This window comes from Streptomyces sp. NPDC008121 (genome assembly GCF_042957155.1).
Taxonomy (GTDB): domain Bacteria; phylum Actinomycetota; class Actinomycetes; order Streptomycetales; family Streptomycetaceae; genus Streptomyces.
The window spans coordinates 239158-255980 of sequence record NZ_JBIBHT010000004.1 but is presented as its reverse complement, the minus strand read 5'-3'; the positions used below and the strand labels follow the sequence as shown (position 1 = coordinate 255980).

Below are 16823 nucleotides of genomic sequence, written 5' to 3'. Positions count from 1 at the left end.
ACGGAAGCACGACGGGCACGGAAGCACGACGGGGAGCGGGCGCAGAGCGATGGGTGAGGTCTTCGCTGGTCGGTACGAGCTGATCGACCCGATCGGACGCGGCGGGGTCGGCGCGGTGTGGCGCGCCTGGGACCACCGGCGCCGCCGCTATGTGGCGGCCAAGGTGCTGCAGCAGAGCGACGCCCACACGCTCCTGCGGTTCGTGCGCGAGCAGGCGCTGCGGATCGACCACCCCCATGTCCTCGCCCCGGCCAGCTGGGCCGCGGACGACGACAAGGTCCTGTTCACCATGGACCTGCTGGCCGGTGGTTCGCTGGCGCATGTGATCGGCGACTACGGCCCGTTGCCGCCGCGTTTCGTCTGCACCCTGCTCGACCAGCTGCTGGCCGGCCTGGCGGCGGTGCACGCGGAGGGGGTCGTGCACCGTGACATCAAGCCGGCGAACATCCTGCTGGACGTGACCGGGACCGGGCGGCCGCATCTGCGGCTGTCCGATTTCGGCATCTCCATGCGCAAGGGCGAACCCCGCCTGACCGAGACCAACTACGTGGTGGGGACGCCGGGTTACTTCGCGCCGGAGCAGATGATGGGCGCGGAGCCGGACTTCCCGGCCGATCTGTTCGCGGTGGGTCTGGTCGCGCTCTATCTGCTGCAGGGCCGCAAGCCCGACTCACGGGCCCTGATCGAGTACTTCATGGCCCATGGCACCCCGGGCGCCCCCGAGGGCATTCCGGAGCCGCTGTGGCAGGTTCTCGCCGGTCTGCTGCAGCCGGACCCGCAGGCGAGGTTCCGGACGGCCACGGGGGTGCGCAAGGCGCTCACCGCGGCGGTGGAGATGCTGCCCGAGGCGGGTCCTGACGAGGAGCCGGTGGAGGTCTTCGACCAGATCGGCCCGCTGCCGGCCGGTTTCGGCCCGCACGGCCCCGAGAAGCCGGCGCCCCAGGACCCGGCGCTCCCGGCCCCGCAGGCCCCCGTCACGGCGCCCCAGGCCCCGGTCGCCGGCGCCGCCGCACCCGTACCGGACCACACCCCCGGACCCGTACCCGCACCCGTCCCCACTCCCGTGCCCGCGGAGCAGCCGTCGCACCGGCCGTCGCCGGGCGCTTCCGAGACGGGCAGCTTCCATCTGCCGCCGCCTCCGCAGCCGGCTCCCGGGCCTGCGGCGCGCGTGGACGTCGCCCGGGCGCCGACGGCCGCCGGGCCGTACGCGCAGCCCTCCACCGTCCCGTACACCGCTCACGTCCCGCCCGCCGCCGCGGGCGGCCGGCTCCCGGACGCTCCCCTTCCGCGCGCCGCCGAGCGGCGGCCGGGACCGCCCCCGAAGGTCGCGGTCCCGGTGCTCTTCCTGGCGCTGGTCTGCTTCGCGGTCGGGATCTGGGCCCTCACCCAGGCCTGACGCCCGGGCTCGCCCCTCACCAGGCCGTCGGCGGCCCGAACCCCGGCGGACCGCCCGGAGGGCCGTCCTGAGGCGCCTGAGCGGCCGCCCGGCGCCTGCCGAGGACCGTCCACACGCCGAGGACGAGCAGTAGGACCGTCCCGGACCCGATCCCGGCGGCGGCGACCAGCCGCATGCTGTCGCTCTTCTCCGCCTGGGGCCCGCTCTGCCCGCTGGCCGCCGCGTCCCGGTCGTCGTCGGTGACCTGGAACGGCCCGGCGTCCCCGGTGTACGCGGGACCGGACGTCGCCGTACCGGTGACGTTCACCCGCAGGGTCAGCGGCACCGGCTTGTCGCCGTACGCCTTGGCGACCTCCGGGCTGAGGGTGGCCGAGAGGTGGTACCAGCCGGCGAACCGCAGGGCGTTGGTGTAGCTGTTGGAGGCGTAGCGGTTCTCGTACGCCACCGGCCGGTGCGGGTCGAGCGACAGGGTCGCCGGTCCGCCGGAGTAGCTGACGGTGTCCTCGTCGACGTGGCCCCGGGCGGGGTTGTCGAGCGACAGCACGAGCGCGTTGCCGATGTACGTGTCCCCGGAGGGGCTCGTGCCCAGTTCGGCGCTGGCGTGGATCTGCTGGCCCCAGCCGACGGGCACCCGGTAGAAAAGCGTCTGGCCGGGCTTGATGTCGGTACGCCACTCTCCCTGGCGCAGCGAGGTGGCGTCGTGGAAGCCGGCGCCGCCCTGGCGCTTCTGCGGGCCGCCCGCGGGCGGCGGGGGCGTGGACGACGGCCAGCTCTCGGGCAGCTCGGTGGGGCCGGTCCGCCGCACGCCCGGCTCGGTGAGGTAGCGGATCTCCAGGTCCCAGTCCTCGGGCGTAGAGGGGGCCTTGGAGGTGCGCTCGACAAGGACGTAGTACGCGCCGGCCTGCCGGCAGGTGGAGCTGTCCGGATCGATCGTGCGGTGGGCGTAGGCGGTGACGGGGCGGGTGAAGCCGCCGGAGCCGAAGGTGGCGTCCTGGTAGCCGCACTGGCTGTCGGAGCCGTCCCGCATGCTCACCTTGATGCCGTCGCCGTACTCCGCCTTGGCGCCCGACCTGGGGACGGCGACCACGGAGACGTACGCGTTCTGCTGGGTGTCGAGATCGACGCGGTAGTAGAGCTTGCCGTCCTTCTTGATGGTGTCCCGGTACGTCCCGCCGGGCTTGAGCTGCTCGGCGTCCAGGTTGGAGGCCGCGCCCCGGACGGGCTGCGCGGTGTCGTCGAAGGTGTACGCGCTCCCGCCGGCGGCCCACGCCTGCCCGGGCAGCGCACCGGCCGCGCACACCGCGGCGACCAGGGCCCCGACCGCCCGTACGAACGCCGTCCGCCGACCGGTCCCCCGCACGGCCACCGTCCGCACGGACGCGGACCGTACGGACGCCGTCCGCTGCCCGGCCCGCCGGTCCCCGCGCCGACCGCCCCACCCGCGCCGCGTCTTCGCACGCTCCACGCGCTTCTCCTCGTCTCCCACCCGCCGCCACCGTTGACCGCGACCGCTCAACTTTGCTCTCGCAAGCTAGTGATTCGCGGGGGTGAACTCAAGGGGCTGCCCGTCACGGTCCCGACACAGCACGAAGCCCCGGCCGCTCAAGCGCGGCCGGGGCTTCGTTCACTGACGGTCTTCGTCTCACACACCCGAACCTGCGGGCACGGAGTCGGTCGCCTCCGTCCACAGATCCTGCTCGGCGCGATCCGCCTGGATCTGGCGGTACACGAGGAGCCCGCCGATGGCGGCCAGTGCGACCAGGAGAAGCTTCTTCACCGCGCGACCTCGTCTTTCGTTGACGTAGGAGACTTCTGACGCCCACTCTACACATCGACCGATACCGATCGGTGACCTACTCTCCGGTCTCCCGCCTTCCCGGCGGAAGCGATTCCTCACCGCGGCGGTTCAAGCCCGCGCCCGCCCTGGTCGGACCGCGTTCCCGCCCCCGCCCGCAGCCAGTCGGGCTCCGCCCGCCGTCTCGCACGCCGAAGGCCCCCGACCGTGATCGGTCGGGGGCCTTCGTACTACTGGTGGGGCTAACAGGATTTGAACCTGTGGCCTCATCCTTATCAGGGATGCGCTCTAACCAACTGAGCTATAGCCCCGCCGCGCTCTGCGGTGTATGTCCCGCGCGCTGACCTCTGAAGATTAGCGCACCTGGGGGCCAGTCCCAAAATCGGTTCCGGGCGGCCCCCAGGCGGCTCACTCGTCTTCCGCCAGCGTGAGCTCGACACCGCCGACGAAACCGGCCGACAGGTTGTAGATGAACGCGCCGAGCGTCGCCAGCGCGGTCATCAGGACCACGTCGATGACCGCGATCACCGACGTGAACATGAGGACCCGCGGCAGCGACAGGAACGACTGCAGGTCGAAGCCGTTGTCCTCGTTCGAGCCCGTGGCCTCGCTGATGGTGCCGCCGACGGTCGAGAAGACGCCCATGGCGTCCATGACCATCCACAGCACCGACGCGGCCACCACCGTGCAGATGCCCAGCGCGATGGAGAGCAGGAAGCTCACCTTCATCACCGACCACGGGTCGGCCTTGGCCACCCGCAGCCGCGCCTTGCGCGTGCGGGGCGTGGTCTTCGCCCCGGTACGCGGCCGGCGCACGGCCGCCGCGTCCTGGCCGCCCGTACCGCCGGCGCCCGGCGCCTGAGCGCCGTACGCCTGCGGCGGGTGGTACGGACCGCCCGGCTGCTGCGCTCCCGCGCGTTCGCCGGGCAGCGGCCCGTTGTACGTGTCGTACGAGGGCTTGGGCCCTCGAGTGTCCGTCACCGCAACCCCCTGGGAGTCCGTGGTGGAACCACGGGTACCGTCCGCTCCAGCACCTGCAGAAGCTCCGGCAGCCGCCGATCCGGCGCCCGTGGCTCCACTCACGCTCTACTCCTCGTGCTCCCCGGCCGAGGGCTCGCTGCCCTCGGCTGCCTCCGCCGCGGCAGCGACCTCGGCACTGTCCGTGTCCGTGTCCTCGACCTCGGCGACACCTTCGGCGCCGTCGATGCCGTCGGCACCGTCGACCTCTTCGGCCTCGCTGCCGGCCTCGGCATTACGTGCGATGCCGACGACGGCATCGCGCTTGCCCAGGTTGATCAGCTGGACGCCCATGGTGTCACGGCCGGTCTCCCTGACTTCGTTGACTCGCGTGCGAATCACACCACCGGAGAGCGTGATGGCGAGGATCTCGTCCGTCTCCTCGACCACCAGCGCGCCCACGAGCGAGCCGCGGTCCTCCACGATCTTGGCGGCCTTGATGCCGAGGCCACCGCGACCCTGGACGCGGTACTCGTCGACGTTGGTCCGCTTGGCGTACCCACCGTCGGTGGCGGTGAAGACGAACGTACCCGGCCGGACGACATTCATCGAGAGCAGCTCGTCCCCTTCGCGGAAACTCATGCCCTTCACACCGGAGGTGGCGCGGCCCATCGGACGCAGCGCGTCGTCGGTCGCGGTGAACCGGATCGACTGCGCCTTCCTGCTGATGAGCAGCAGATCGTCCTCGGCGGAGACCAGCTCCGCGCCGATCAGCTCGTCGTCGGCGCCCGCCTCCGTCTCCCGGAGGTTGATCGCGATGACACCGCCGGCACGGGGCGAGTCGTAGTCCTTCAGCGCGGTCTTCTTCACCAGGCCGGCCTTGGTGGCGAGCACCAGGTACGGCGCGGCCTCGTAGTCGCGGATCGCCAGGATCTCGGCGATCTGCTCGTCCGGCTGGAAGGCCAGCAGGTTGGCCACGTGCTGACCGCGGGCGTCCCGGCCGGCGTCCGGGAGCTCGTACGCCTTGGCGCGGTAGACCCGGCCCTTGTTGGTGAAGAAGAGCAGCCAGTGGTGGGTGGTGGAGACGAAGAAGTGGTCGACGATGTCGTCCTGCTTCAACTTCGTGCCGCGCACACCCTTGCCGCCGCGCTTCTGCGAGCGGTAGTCCTCGGTCTTCGTACGCTTCACATAGCCGCCACGCGTGATGGTGACGACGATGTCCTCCTCGGCGATCAGGTCCTCGATGGACATGTCACCGTCGAAGGGCACCAGCTTGGAGCGGCGGTCGTCGCCGAACTTCTCGACGAGCAGCGCCAGCTCCTCGCTGACGATCTGCCGCTGACGCTCCTCGGAGGCGAGGATCGCGTTGTACTCGTTGATCTTGGCCTGGAGCTCGTCGTGCTCGGCGACGATCTTCTGGCGCTCCAGGGCGGCGAGCCGGCGCAGCTGCATCTCGAGGATGGCGTTGGCCTGGATCTCGTCGATCTCCAGCAGGCCCATCAGGCCCTCGCGCGCGACCTCGACGGTGTCGCTGCGCCGGATGAGCGCGATGACCTCGTCGATGGCGTCGAGCGCCTTGAGCAGACCGCGCAGGATGTGCGCCCGCTCCTCGGCCTTGCGCAGCCGGAAGCGGGTCCGGCGGACGATGACCTCGATCTGGTGCGTCACCCAGTGGCGGATGAACGCGTCGAGCGAGAGGGTGCGCGGCACGCCGTCGACGAGCGCCAGCATGTTGGCGCCGAAGTTCGTCTGCAGGTCGGTGTGCTTGTACAGGTTGTTGAGGACGACCTTCGCGACGGCGTCGCGCTTGAGCACGATGACGAGGCGCTGGCCGGTACGGGACGAGGTCTCGTCGCGGACGTCGGCGATGCCGCCGATCCTGCCGTCCTTGACGAGGTCGGCGATCTTCTGCGCGAGGTTGTCGGGGTTGGTCTGGTACGGAAGCTCCGTGACCACCAGGCACTGGCGGTTCTGGATCTCCTCGACCTCGACGACCGCGCGCATGGTGATGGAGCCGCGGCCCGTGCGGTAGGCCTCCTCGATGCCCTTGCGGCCCACGACCAGCGCGCCGGTCGGGAAGTCCGGGCCCTTGATCCGCTCGATGAGCGCGTCGAGCAGCTCCTCGTGGGTGGCCTCGGGGTGCTCAAGCGCCCACTGGGCGCCGGCCGCGACCTCGCGGAGGTTGTGCGGCGGGATGTTGGTCGCCATGCCGACCGCGATGCCGGCGCTGCCGTTGACCAGCAGGTTCGGGAAGCGGGCCGGCAGGACCGTCGGCTCCTGGTTGCGGCCGTCGTAGTTGTCCTGGAAGTCGACGGTCTCCTCGTCGATGTCCCGGAGCATCTCCATCGACTGCGGCATCATCTTGCACTCGGTGTACCGCATGGCGGCGGCCGGGTCGTTGCCCGGGGAACCGAAGTTGCCGTTGGAGTCGACGAGCGGCATCCGCATCGACCACGGCTGGGCCAGGCGGACCAGGGCGTCGTAGATGGAGGAGTCGCCGTGGGGGTGGTAGGTGCCCATGACGTCGCCGACGACGCGGGCGCACTTGTAGAAGCCCTTCTCGGGCCGGTAGCCGCCGTCGTACATCGCGTACAGCACGCGCCGGTGGACGGGCTTGAGGCCGTCCCGTACGTCGGGCAGCGCGCGGGAGACGATGACGGACATCGCGTAGTCGAGGTACGACCGCTGCATCTCGGTCTCGAGCCCGACGGGCTCGATCCGCAGCACCGGCTCTTCTTCTTCGGTCGTGACAGGGGGGTTCTCGTCGGCCATTGCTGGTCGTCAGTCCTTTCGTACGGTCAGCTGAGACCGACTCAGATGTCGAGGAAGCGAACGTCCTTGGCGTTGCGCTGGATGAAGGAGCGCCGGGCCTCGACGTCCTCGCCCATCAGCACCGAGAACAGGTCGTCGGCCTGGGCCGCGTCGTCCAGCGTGACCTGGCCGAGCACACGGTGGTCCTGGTCCATCGTGGTGATGCGCAGCTCTTCGGCGTTCATCTCGCCCAGACCCTTGAAGCGCTGGATCGAGTCCTCGCGGATCCGCTTGCCGTTCTGCTTGCCCAGCTCGACGAGCGCGTCGCGCTCCCGGTCCGAGTACGCGTACTCGAAGTCGTCCCGGCCCCACTTGATCTTGTAGAGCGGCGGGCGGGAGAGGTAGACGTGACCGGCCTCGACCAGCGGACGCATGAAGCGGAAGAGGAAGGTCAGCAGCAGGGTGTTGATGTGCTGGCCGTCGACGTCGGCGTCCGCCATCAGGATGATCTTGTGATAGCGGAGCTTCTCGATGTCGAAGTCCTCGTGGACTCCGGTGCCGAAGGCCGAGATCAGCGCCTGGACCTCGGTGTTCTGGAGGATCTTGTCGATCCGCGCCTTCTCGACGTTCAGGATCTTGCCGCGGATCGGCAGGATGGCCTGGTACATCGGGTTGCGGCCGGACTTGGCCGAGCCGCCGGCGGAGTCACCCTCGACGATGAAGATCTCGCACTTGGTGGGGTCGTTCGACTGGCAGTCGCTCAGCTTGCCCGGCAGGGAGGCCGACTCCAGCAGGCCCTTGCGGCGGGTCAGGTCGCGGGCCTTGCGGGCCGCCACGCGCGCGGTGGCCGCCTGGATCGACTTGCGGATGATGTCCGCGGCCTCGACGGGGTTGCGGTCGAACCAGTCGTTGAGGTGCTCGTGGACGATCTTCTGGACGAAGGTCTTGGCCTCGGTGTTGCCCAGCTTCGTCTTCGTCTGGCCCTCGAACTGCGGCTCGCCCAGCTTGATGGAGATGATCGCCGTCAGGCCCTCGCGGATGTCCTCGCCGGTGAGGTTGTCGTCCTTCTCGCGCAGCAGCTTCTTGTCGCGCGCGTACCGGTTGACCAGACCCGTCAGTGCGGCGCGGAAGCCCTCTTCGTGCGTTCCGCCCTCGTGGGTGTGGATGGTGTTCGCGAAGGAGTACACGCCCTCGGTGTACTGCGAGTTCCACTGCATCGCGATCTCGACCGAGAGCATGCGCTCCTTGTCCTCGGCCTCGACGTCGATGACGGTGGGGTGGATCAGCTCGCCCTTGCGGGAGTTGAGGTACTTCACGAAGTCGACGATGCCGCCTTCGTAGTGGTACTTGACCGTCCTCGCCGGCTGCTCCTCGGCCGCCTCGGCGTCGGGGTCGTCGGCGCCGACCGTGGCCTTCGCGGACGCGCGCTCGTCGGTGAGCGTGATCGTCAGGCCCTTGTTGAGGAAGGCCATCTCCTGGAAGCGGCGCGAGAGCGTCTCGAAGGAGTACTCGGTCGTCTCGAAGATGTCCGGGTCGGACCAGAACGTGACCGAGGTGCCGGTCTCGTCGGTCTCCTCGCGCTGGGCGAGGGGGGCGGTGGGGACGCCCATCTTGTAGTCCTGCGTCCAGCGGTGGCCGTCGGTCTTGACCTCCACCGAGACCTTGGTGGAGAGGGCGTTGACGACGGAGACGCCGACGCCGTGCAGACCGCCGGAGACCGCGTAGCCGCCGCCGCCGAACTTGCCGCCCGCGTGCAGGACCGTCAGCACGACCTCCAGGGCCGGCTTGCCCTCGGACGCCACGATGCCGACGGGGATGCCGCGCCCGTTGTCGACGACGCGGACGCCGCCGTCGGCCAGGATCGTCACGTCGATGGTGTCCGCGTGGCCGGCCAGGGCCTCGTCGACGGAGTTGTCGACGACCTCCTGCACCATGTGGTGCAGTCCCCGTTCACCGGTCGAGCCGATGTACATGCCGGGTCGCTTGCGGACCGCGTCCAGACCCTCGAGGACGGTGATCGCGCTGGCGTCGTACGACGCAGCGTGGGCGGACGGAGTGTTCTCGTTGGGGTTGCCGGAATCGGCCACGAAGCGCCCTTTCTGGCACAGCACAAGCCGTTCTCCGGGCATACGGGAGCGGCTGCGTCGTTCGACTTGTTCCGCGGGGTGGCGGGATTACCCACCAGTCTACCGGTAGCGCTGACACGAGTGGGGGTTTGCCGGTACCTGAGTCCGCATGTGCCGCCCTGAGCGGGAGCGAGACGACTCCCCATATCCGGACGGGGGCTCCAAAGGGCTCTGACGGCCACCCAGCGCTTCGGGCGGTGACCGGTTGTGGGCAACCGATCGGGTGGGGTCCCGGGCGGGGGGTGTGCGGGCGCCGCCGGGGTGGCATACGGGGCGGGCCGAGCGGCACGGAGGGGGCGAAACGGGGGGCCACCGCGGGCGCGCGCGTGCGCGCGTAGGGAGGGGGTGTGGGGGCCGCCTGGGGCCGGGGTAGGGCGGTGCGGGGCGCAGGGGCGGGACGGGGTGCGTGTGTACGAAGGGCCTGGGCGCGAGGGACCTGTGTACGAGCGGCTGGGGCCGAGCAGGGGCCGCACCGGAGAAGCCTCCCGGGGCCGCGGGCGCGAGGCGGCCCGCCGAGGCGTGCGCATCGCGGGCCCGCACGCCCTGACCCCGCGCCCCCGGCCGCCGGCGTCGTGCCTCAGCCGTACGTGTCGCCGGGTCCCACGGACCCCGGTGCCCGGAGCGGGCCGTACCCCTTGCGCGGGCCGCCCGGGCCGAGGACCTTGATCGCGCGGACCGTGCCGTGGCCCAGGTCCTCGTTCAGCCGGGCCACCAGGCGCGGCGCCAGGAGGCGGAGCTGGGTCGCCCACGCCGTCGAGTCGCACTGCACGGTGAGCACCCGCTCCTCGGGGTCGTCGTCGTACTTCAGCGGCTCGCAGTGCTTGGCCAGGTCCTCGCCGACGATCTGCGGCCAGCGGCCCATGACCCCGCCCACGGCCGCCGGCGCCTCCCAGCCGCGTTCGGTGATCAGCCGGTTGATCGCCGAACCGAGCGCCATCGGGTCGCGCCCGTCGGCGTGCGCGCCGGACCGCAGGCCGCCGCCCCGCCGGGCCTGCTTCTTCTGCTGGGCGGCCGCGCCCCGCGCCTTCGCCTGCTCCTTGGCGGCGCGCAGCGCGACCCGCGCCAGGTCGACGCCGGACGGCTCCGGGGTCTTCGCTCCCGCCTGGGGGGCCTCGCCTTCGCTGCCGCTCACAGCCGCTCCACCAGGCCCTCCGCGACGCCGTAGCGCGCCCCGGCCAGCACTCCCGGGACGTCGTCGTCCACCGCCGCCGTCACCAGCACCTGCTCGCCCGGCGCCACCAGCTCCGCGAGCCGTTCCCGGCGCCGCGCGTCCAGCTCGGCGAAGACGTCGTCGAGCACCAGGACCGGCTCGTTGCCCTCCGCCCGCAGCAGGTCGTACGAGGCCAGCCGCAGGGCCAACGCGTACGACCAGGACTCGCCGTGGCTGGCGTACCCCTTCGCCGGCATGTCGCCGAGCTTGAGCAGCAGCTCGTCCCGGTGCGGTCCGGCGAGGGTGACCCCGCGCTCGATCTCCTGTTTCCTGACCTCGGCGAGCGCCCCGAGCATCTGCTCGTACAGCTCCTCGCGGGTGTGGCCGGGTCCCGGCGCGGACGGCCGGTACTCCAGCAGAATCGGTCCGCCGCCGGGCGCCAGCTGCTCGTACGCCTTGTCGGCGAGCGGCTGGAGCACGCCGATGAGGTCGAGGCGCTGGGCCAGCAGCTCGGCACCGGCTCTGGCGAGGTGCTGGTCCCACACCTCCAGCGTCGACAGGTCCATGCCACGGCTGCCGTGGCGGCGGGCCATGGCGGCGGACTTCAGGAGCGTGTTGCGCTGCTTGAGCACCCGGTCGTAGTCGGCGCGCACGCCGGCCATGCGCGGCGCGCGCGCCGTGATCAGCTCGTCGAGGAAGCGCCGGCGCTCGCCGGGGTCGCCCTTCACCAAGGCGAGGTCCTCGGGCGCGAACAGCACGGTCCGAACGATCCCCAGCACATCACGGGGTCTGACCTGCGAGGACCGGTTGATACGGGCGCGGTTGGCCCGGCCGGGGTTGAGCTCGAGCTCGACCAGCTGGGAGCGCTCGCCCTGGGTGACCGCGGCCCGGATGATCGCCCGGTCCGCTCCCATGCGGACGAGGGGCGCGTCGGAGGCGACGCGGTGGCTGCCGAGGGTGGCGAGGTAGCCGACGGCCTCGACGAGATTGGTCTTGCCCTGGCCGTTCGCCCCCACGAAAGCGGTGACGCCCGGGTCGAGCGGGACCTCGACCCGGGCGTAGGAGCGGAAGTCGGCCAGCGACAGATGCGTGACGTGCATGGTGGGCGCCGACCTTCCCCGGCAGCTGTGCACCGCCGGGTGCACAGCCTGTGGATTACTTCGTGGACTCGACCGCGTGGCCGCCGAACTGGTTGCGCAGCGCGGCGATCATCTTCATCTGCGGGGAGTCGTCCTGACGGGACGCGAACCGCGCGAACAGCGACGCGGTGATCGCGGGCAGCGGCACGGCGTTGTCGATGGCCGCCTCGACGGTCCACCGGCCCTCGCCGGAGTCCTGCGCGAAGCCGCGCAGCTTCTCCAGGTGCTCGTCCTCGTCCAGCGCGTTGACGGCCAGGTCGAGCAGCCAGGAGCGGATGACCGTGCCCTCCTGCCAGGAGCGGAAGACCTCGCGCACGTCGGTGACGGAGTCGACCTTCTCCAGGAGCTCCCAGCCCTCGGCGTACGCCTGCATCATCGCGTACTCGATGCCGTTGTGGACCATCTTGGCGAAGTGGCCGGCGCCGACCTTGCCGGCGTGGACGGAGCCGAACTCGCCCTCGGGCTTGAGCGCGTCGAAGATCGGCTGGACCTTCGCCACGTTCTCGGCGTCACCGCCGTACATCAGGGCGTAGCCGTTCTCCAGGCCCCAGACGCCGCCGGAGACGCCGCAGTCGACGAAGCCGATGCCCTTGGCGGCGAGCTCCTCCGCGTGCTTCTCGTCGTCGGTCCAGCGGGAGTTGCCGCCGTCCACGACGATGTCGCCGGGGGAGAGCAGCGCGCCCAGCTCGTCGACGGTGGACTGGGTCGCGGCACCGGCCGGGACCATCACCCACACGACGCGCGGACCCTTGAGCTTGCCCACAAGCTCTTCGAGGCTGGGGACATCGGCGAGGTCCGGGTTGCGGTCGTATCCGATGACGGTGTGGCCTGCGCGGCGGATGCGCTCGCGCATGTTGCCGCCCATCTTGCCGAGACCGACGAGACCGAGCTCCATCAGAGATTCCTTAAGCGTCGTGTGCGGTTCGTACCCGGGTCCGAGCCTACGCCCGGACCCGGTTGCACACCTGTGGGGTCGGCCGCTCAGTCGACGGCCGTCAGCCCGACAGACGCACGGGCATGATCAGGTACTTGTACGCCTCGTCCGCCTCCGCGTCGACCGCGGGCTTGCCGCTCAGCAGGGCGGGCTTGGTGGAGGTCGTGAAGGAGAGCTGGGCGACCGGGGAGTCGATCGCGCTCAGGCCGTCCAGCAGGAACGTCGGGTTGAAGGCGATCGAGATGTCGTCGCCGTCCAGCTGCGCGTCCACGCGCTCCACAGCCTGTGCGTCGTCGCTGGAGCCGGCCTCCAGGATCAGCACGCCCTGCTCGAAGCTGAGCCGCACCGGGGTGTTGCGCTCGGCCACCAGGGCCACGCGCTTGACGGCCTCGACGAACGGGGCGGTCTCGATCACCGCGATCGAGTTGAACTCGGTCGGGAACAGCGTCCGGTACTTCGGCAGGTCGCCTTCGAGGAGCCGGGTGGTGGTGCGGCGGCCCGCGCCCTCGAAGCCGATCAGGCCCTCGCCCTTGCCGGAGCCGGAGAGCGCCAGCGTGACGGTGTCACCGCTGGTGAGCGCCTTGGCGGTGTCCAGGAGGGTCTTGGCGGGCACCAGGGCGACGGCGGAGGCGTCCGGGGACTCCGGCTTCCACAGGAACTCGCGGACCGCGAAGCGGTAGCGATCGGTGGAGGCCAGGGTGACCGTGTCGCCCTCGATCTCGATGCGCACACCGGTGAGCACGGGCAGCGTGTCGTCGCGGCCGGCGGCGATGGCGACCTGGGCGGCGGCGGAGGCGAAGATCTCGCCGGGGACCGTGCCGGTGGCGGTGGGCATCTCCGGCAGGGCCGGGTACTCCTCCACAGGCAGGGTGTGGAGGGTGAAGCGGGAGGAGCCGCAGACCACGGTCGCCCGTACACCGTCTGTGGAGATCTCGACCGGCCGGTTGGGCAGGGCGCGGCAGATGTCGGCCAGCAGGCGGCCGGAGACGAGGACGGTGCCGTCCTCCTCGACCTCCGCCTCGACGGAGACCCGGGCCGAGACCTCGTAGTCGAAGCTGGAGAAGCTCAGCGCGCCGTCCTCGGCCTTCAGCAGAAGGCCCGCGAGAACGGGCGCCGGCGGACGGGCCGGAAGGCTGCGGGCCACCCAGGCCACCGCCTCCGCGAGTACATCGCGCTCCACCCGGATCTTCACCGGAACCGCCTCCTGCTGTTGCTGGCTCTTCGTCGACTGCGGGAACCAGTCTGACGCACGCCACCGACACTCGGTGCGGCTCGGGGTCAAGTCGCGACGAGAGGTCGCCGACGGTCCGGCCTCGAGTTGTGCACAGGTCCCACTTCGAAGCGGATTCCGGGCTAACTCTAGGTGGAAGTAGTAGTAGGGCCTGTGGAAACCGTGGATAACCCCGTTTTCGCAGGTCAACACCGATTTTTTGTCCACCGGCCCTGTGGGCGACGCCCGTGGACAACCGGGGCGTTCTGTGGACGCCCGAAAGTTCTGCACACCCGGTACACAGGCAGCCCGGGGTTCTCCCCAGTGATGTCCCCAGCTTTACCCGCGTTCCCCACAGCCCAATCGCACCCCTCGGTGTGACCGCTTTCACTCGACGCGGTGAGCGGGGGTGTTGCGTTGCCGAACAGTGGACAGCGGTGTGGAGAAGCTGTGGGCAACCCTCGGCGGCCTGTGGGTTGGCGGTGGACAACCCCGAAGGGCCCCTGTGGACGAAAGATCTGTCCACAGGCTGTGGATCACGGTTGCCAACAAATCCCCAAGGGTCTGACCTGGTGTGATGATCTCCCACTCGGAGCGTCTGTGGACATGATCCGGATAACTTGGTGGTCCCCACCCTGTGGACGGAAGATCATCCCGCAATCTGTGGAGAACCGGCGTCTCACCTTTGGTATTCGAACAGCGGCGCCTTCGCACCGGCGCCCCGGAAGCCGGCAGAACCTTCCTGAGAGAGCGAAAAAGCCCTTCCGGGGGCGCCCGGAACGGCGCCGGAGCACACCGACGCGCCATCCCCAGGCGAGCGCAGGGCGGCGCAGGAGGACGCAGGAGGACCCGGGACTGACCGGCCCGAGGCCTGAGGCTCTGAGGTCCCGAGTCACCAATGCCGGTGTCCCCGAGTCCCCGAGTCCGCGAGTCCGCGAGTGCCCGGGGACACCGGCCGGACAGCATGAAGGGCGCCCCGGGAGGTGTCCCGGAGCGCCCTGGGGCCCGTCCGCGTGAGCGCGGAAAGGGCCCGTCAGCCGTTCTTGATGCGGTTGGTGAGTTCGGTGACCTGGTTGTAGATGGAGCGCCGCTCGGCCATCAGCGCGCGGATCTTGCGGTCCGCGTGCATCACCGTCGTATGGTCACGGCCGCCGAACTGCGCGCCGATCTTCGGCAGCGACAGGTCCGTGAGCTCCCGGCAGAGGTACATCGCGATCTGGCGGGCCGTCACCAGCACCCGGCTGCGTGACGATCCGCAGAGGTCCTCCACGGTGAGACCGAAGTAGTCGGCCGTCGCCGCCATGATCGCGCCGGCGGTGATCTCCGGAGCGGCGTCCTCGCCCCCCGGGATCAGGTCCTTGAGCACGATCTCCGTCAGCCCCAGGTCCACCGGCTGCCGGTTCAGGCTCGCGAACGCCGTGACCCGGATCAGTGCGCCCTCCAGCTCACGGATGTTCCGCGAGATCCGGGAGGCGATGAACTCCAGGACCTCCGGCGGGGCGTTGAGCTGCTCCTGGACCGCCTTCTTGCGGAGGATCGCGATCCGCGTCTCCAGCTCCGGCGGCTGCACATCGGTCGTGAGGCCCCACTCGAACCGGTTGCGCAGCCGGTCCTCCAGGGTCATCAGCTGCTTGGGCGGCCGGTCCGAGGAGAGGACGATCTGCTTGTTCGCGTTGTGGAGCGTGTTGAAGGTGTGGAAGAACTCCTCCTGCGTCGACTCCTTGCTCGCGAGGAACTGGATGTCGTCGACCAGCAGGATGTCCACATCGCGGTAGCGCTTGCGGAAGGTGTCGCCCTTGCCGTCGCGGATCGAGTTGATGAACTCGTTGGTGAACTCCTCCGAGCTCACGTACCGCACACGCGTCCCCGGATAGAGGCTCCGCGCGTAGTGACCGATGGCGTGCAGCAGGTGCGTCTTGCCGAGGCCCGACTCCCCGTAGATGAAGAGGGGGTTGTACGCCTTCGCCGGAGCCTCGGCGACGGCGACGGCGGCCGCGTGCGCGAAGCGGTTCGAGGAACCGATGACGAAGGTGTCGAACAGGTACTTGGGGTTGAGGCGTGCGTGCTGCTCGCCGGGGGCGCCGGACGCCCCGCCCTGCCCGGAGGACGCGCCCGGGCGTCCCACGCCGGGGCCGCCGCCGCCCGGACCCGGGACCGGACCGCCGGGACGCGGGCCCTGGCCGGACCCCGGCCCCTGCGGGTCGACGAGCCCGTCGCGCTCGGGCCGCTGCGGCTGGTCGTAGGAGGACGGCCGCTCGTCGTAGCGCGGCTGCTGGGACTGGGGGTGACGGGGCCCGGCGTACGGCTCCCGCTCCTGGTAGCCGCCGAGCCGGGGCTGCTGCCAGGAGTGGTCGTCCCCGCCCCGCGGCCAGGCACCCGGGTCGGGCCGCTGCTGCTGGTAGTCCGGGTAGGCGGGACGCGCGGTCGGCAGCCCGTCGTCATGCGCGGGCCGGTGGCCGTAGCCGTCGTACTTCTCGTACCCGTCCGCGGGCGGCCGCTCGTCGTAGCGACCCTGCTGCGGGGACTGCTGCTGGTGGTGGATCGGCGGTGCCGGCGGGCTGGGCTCGCCCACCGAGTCGTCGACGGTGATCGCGATCCGGATGGGCCGGCCGCACTCCCGGCTGAGCGTCTCGCTGATCAGCGGCGCCAGGCGTCCTTCGAGCACCCGCTTGCCCCACTCGTTGGGGACGGCGAGGAGCGCGGTGTCGGCCACCAGGGCGAGAGGCTGGCAGCGCTCGATCCACTGCTTGTCCTTGGGCTCCATGCCCTGCTGGCCTTCTCTGAGGAGGTGCTCCAGCACGCGTGGCCACACTGCGGCAAGATCGGCAGGTACGTCAGCCACAGGGCACGCTTCCTCGCAGGTCCCACGAATGTGTGGTTCTCGGGACGGTGGGTCGATGTCCGTCAGGACAGGTAAGGACAGAACGGAAAAGTTCTGGAGTCCGGCCACGGTAGTCGCGGCGGCTGACGTGGTTCAAGTTGTTGTCCACAGCCTGTGCACAATGGACCCCGGCGATGGGCCGGTTTGACCGGATGGCGTAGCCGCGCGTACCGTGACCAGGTCGAGTTGTCGATGGCTGCTGCCGCCTGCCTCCGATGGGCAAAGATCACGGTCTGTGATCGTGAAGCGGTGCACTCGGGCGTATTGCGAGCTACTCGTGGGCGCACGGTGACAGCCAGGCGATGTCCCGCCACCACACGAATCATTTCTGGAGCCCCCGAGTGAGCAAGCGCACCTTCCAGCCGAACAACCGTCGTCGCGCGAAGACCCACGGCTTCCGCCTGCGCATGCGCACGCGTGCCGGTCGCGCCATCCTGGCGAACCGCCGTGGCAAGGGTCGCTCGAGCCTGTCCGCCTGATCCGC

At 70.5% G+C, this 16823-nt stretch carries 12 protein-coding genes and 1 tRNA gene; 2 read left to right on the top strand and 11 right to left on the bottom strand.

What is annotated here, in order from left to right; translation table 11 throughout:
- The first annotated feature begins 49 nt into the window (after positions 1 to 49).
- Positions 50 to 1396 carry a protein kinase gene (locus ACFZBD_RS15485; protein WP_391140014.1) on the top strand — a complete coding sequence of 449 codons (1347 nt, stop codon included), beginning with the start codon at positions 50 to 52 and terminating at the stop codon, positions 1394 to 1396.
- A 16-nt stretch (positions 1397 to 1412) separates the two neighbouring features.
- On the opposite strand, the gene ACFZBD_RS15480 is transcribed toward ACFZBD_RS15485, so the two are convergent.
- From ACFZBD_RS15480 to dnaA, 11 genes are all read right to left on the bottom strand, one after another.
- Positions 1413 to 2771, bottom strand: coding sequence for a hypothetical protein (locus ACFZBD_RS15480; RefSeq protein ID WP_391140450.1), 1359 nt, complete (start codon positions 2769 to 2771; stop codon positions 1413 to 1415).
- Positions 2772 to 3038: 267 nt separating this feature from the next.
- Positions 3039 to 3173: a DLW-39 family protein gene (locus ACFZBD_RS15475; protein WP_003958712.1), complete on the bottom strand. Its 135-nt coding sequence runs from the start codon at positions 3171 to 3173 to the stop codon at positions 3039 to 3041.
- Positions 3174 to 3425: 252 nt separating this feature from the next.
- Positions 3426 to 3502, bottom strand: a tRNA-Ile gene (locus tag ACFZBD_RS15470).
- 97 nt (positions 3503 to 3599) lie between these two features.
- A complete protein-coding gene (locus tag ACFZBD_RS15465) occupies positions 3600 to 4172 on the bottom strand; it encodes a DUF3566 domain-containing protein (RefSeq protein WP_391140013.1) in 573 nt (190 codons plus the stop codon).
- Between the two features lie 105 nt (positions 4173 to 4277).
- Positions 4278 to 6920 carry a DNA gyrase subunit A gene (gene gyrA, locus ACFZBD_RS15460; RefSeq protein WP_391140012.1) on the bottom strand — a complete coding sequence of 881 codons (2643 nt, stop codon included), beginning with the start codon at positions 6918 to 6920 and terminating at the stop codon, positions 4278 to 4280.
- A gap of 41 nt (positions 6921 to 6961) precedes the next feature.
- On the bottom strand, positions 6962 to 9028 hold the full coding sequence (gene gyrB, locus ACFZBD_RS15455) for a DNA topoisomerase (ATP-hydrolyzing) subunit B (RefSeq protein WP_391140011.1): 2067 nt from the start codon (positions 9026 to 9028) through the stop codon (positions 6962 to 6964).
- A gap of 574 nt (positions 9029 to 9602) precedes the next feature.
- The gene (locus ACFZBD_RS15450; protein WP_391140010.1) at positions 9603 to 10157 is read right to left on the bottom strand and encodes a DciA family protein; all 555 of its coding nucleotides are present in this window, start codon (positions 10155 to 10157) and stop codon (positions 9603 to 9605) included.
- Positions 10154 to 11275 (bottom strand): DNA replication/repair protein RecF, encoded by a 1122-nt coding sequence (gene recF / locus ACFZBD_RS15445; protein ID WP_391140009.1) that lies wholly within the window; start codon positions 11273 to 11275, stop codon positions 10154 to 10156. Before recF ends, ACFZBD_RS15450 begins: the two co-directional genes overlap by 4 nt.
- 55 nt (positions 11276 to 11330) lie before the next feature.
- Entirely contained in the window at positions 11331 to 12209 is an 879-nt protein-coding gene (gnd, locus tag ACFZBD_RS15440) for a phosphogluconate dehydrogenase (NAD(+)-dependent, decarboxylating) (RefSeq protein ID WP_391140008.1), read from the bottom strand.
- Positions 12210 to 12309: 100 nt separating this feature from the next.
- Positions 12310 to 13440, bottom strand: coding sequence for a DNA polymerase III subunit beta (dnaN, locus tag ACFZBD_RS15435; RefSeq protein ID WP_391140007.1), 1131 nt, complete (start codon positions 13438 to 13440; stop codon positions 12310 to 12312).
- A 1051-nt stretch (positions 13441 to 14491) separates the two neighbouring features.
- Positions 14492 to 16300 carry a chromosomal replication initiator protein DnaA gene (gene dnaA, locus ACFZBD_RS15430; RefSeq protein ID WP_391140006.1) on the bottom strand — a complete coding sequence of 603 codons (1809 nt, stop codon included), beginning with the start codon at positions 16298 to 16300 and terminating at the stop codon, positions 14492 to 14494.
- A gap of 380 nt (positions 16301 to 16680) precedes the next feature.
- On the opposite strand from dnaA, the gene rpmH reads away from it, so the two are divergent.
- Entirely contained in the window at positions 16681 to 16818 is a 138-nt protein-coding gene (gene rpmH / locus ACFZBD_RS15425; RefSeq protein ID WP_003967884.1) for a 50S ribosomal protein L34, read from the top strand.
- Positions 16819 to 16823 lie beyond the last annotated feature (5 nt).

What these genes read in the sequence shown, in the direction of transcription:
- ACFZBD_RS15485 (WP_391140014.1), top strand. Translation starts at nt 50, where the DNA reads ATGGGTGAGGTCTTCGCTGGTCGGTACGAGCTGATCGACCCGATCGGA.
- gyrA (WP_391140012.1), bottom strand. Translation starts at nt 6,920, where the DNA reads ATGGCCGACGAGAACCCCCCTGTCACGACCGAAGAAGAAGAGCCGGTG.
- gyrB (WP_391140011.1), bottom strand. Translation starts at nt 9,028, where the DNA reads ATGCCCGGAGAACGGCTTGTGCTGTGCCAGAAAGGGCGCTTCGTGGCC.
- recF (WP_391140009.1), bottom strand. Translation starts at nt 11,275, where the DNA reads ATGCACGTCACGCATCTGTCGCTGGCCGACTTCCGCTCCTACGCCCGG.
- gnd (WP_391140008.1), bottom strand. Translation starts at nt 12,209, where the DNA reads ATGGAGCTCGGTCTCGTCGGTCTCGGCAAGATGGGCGGCAACATGCGC.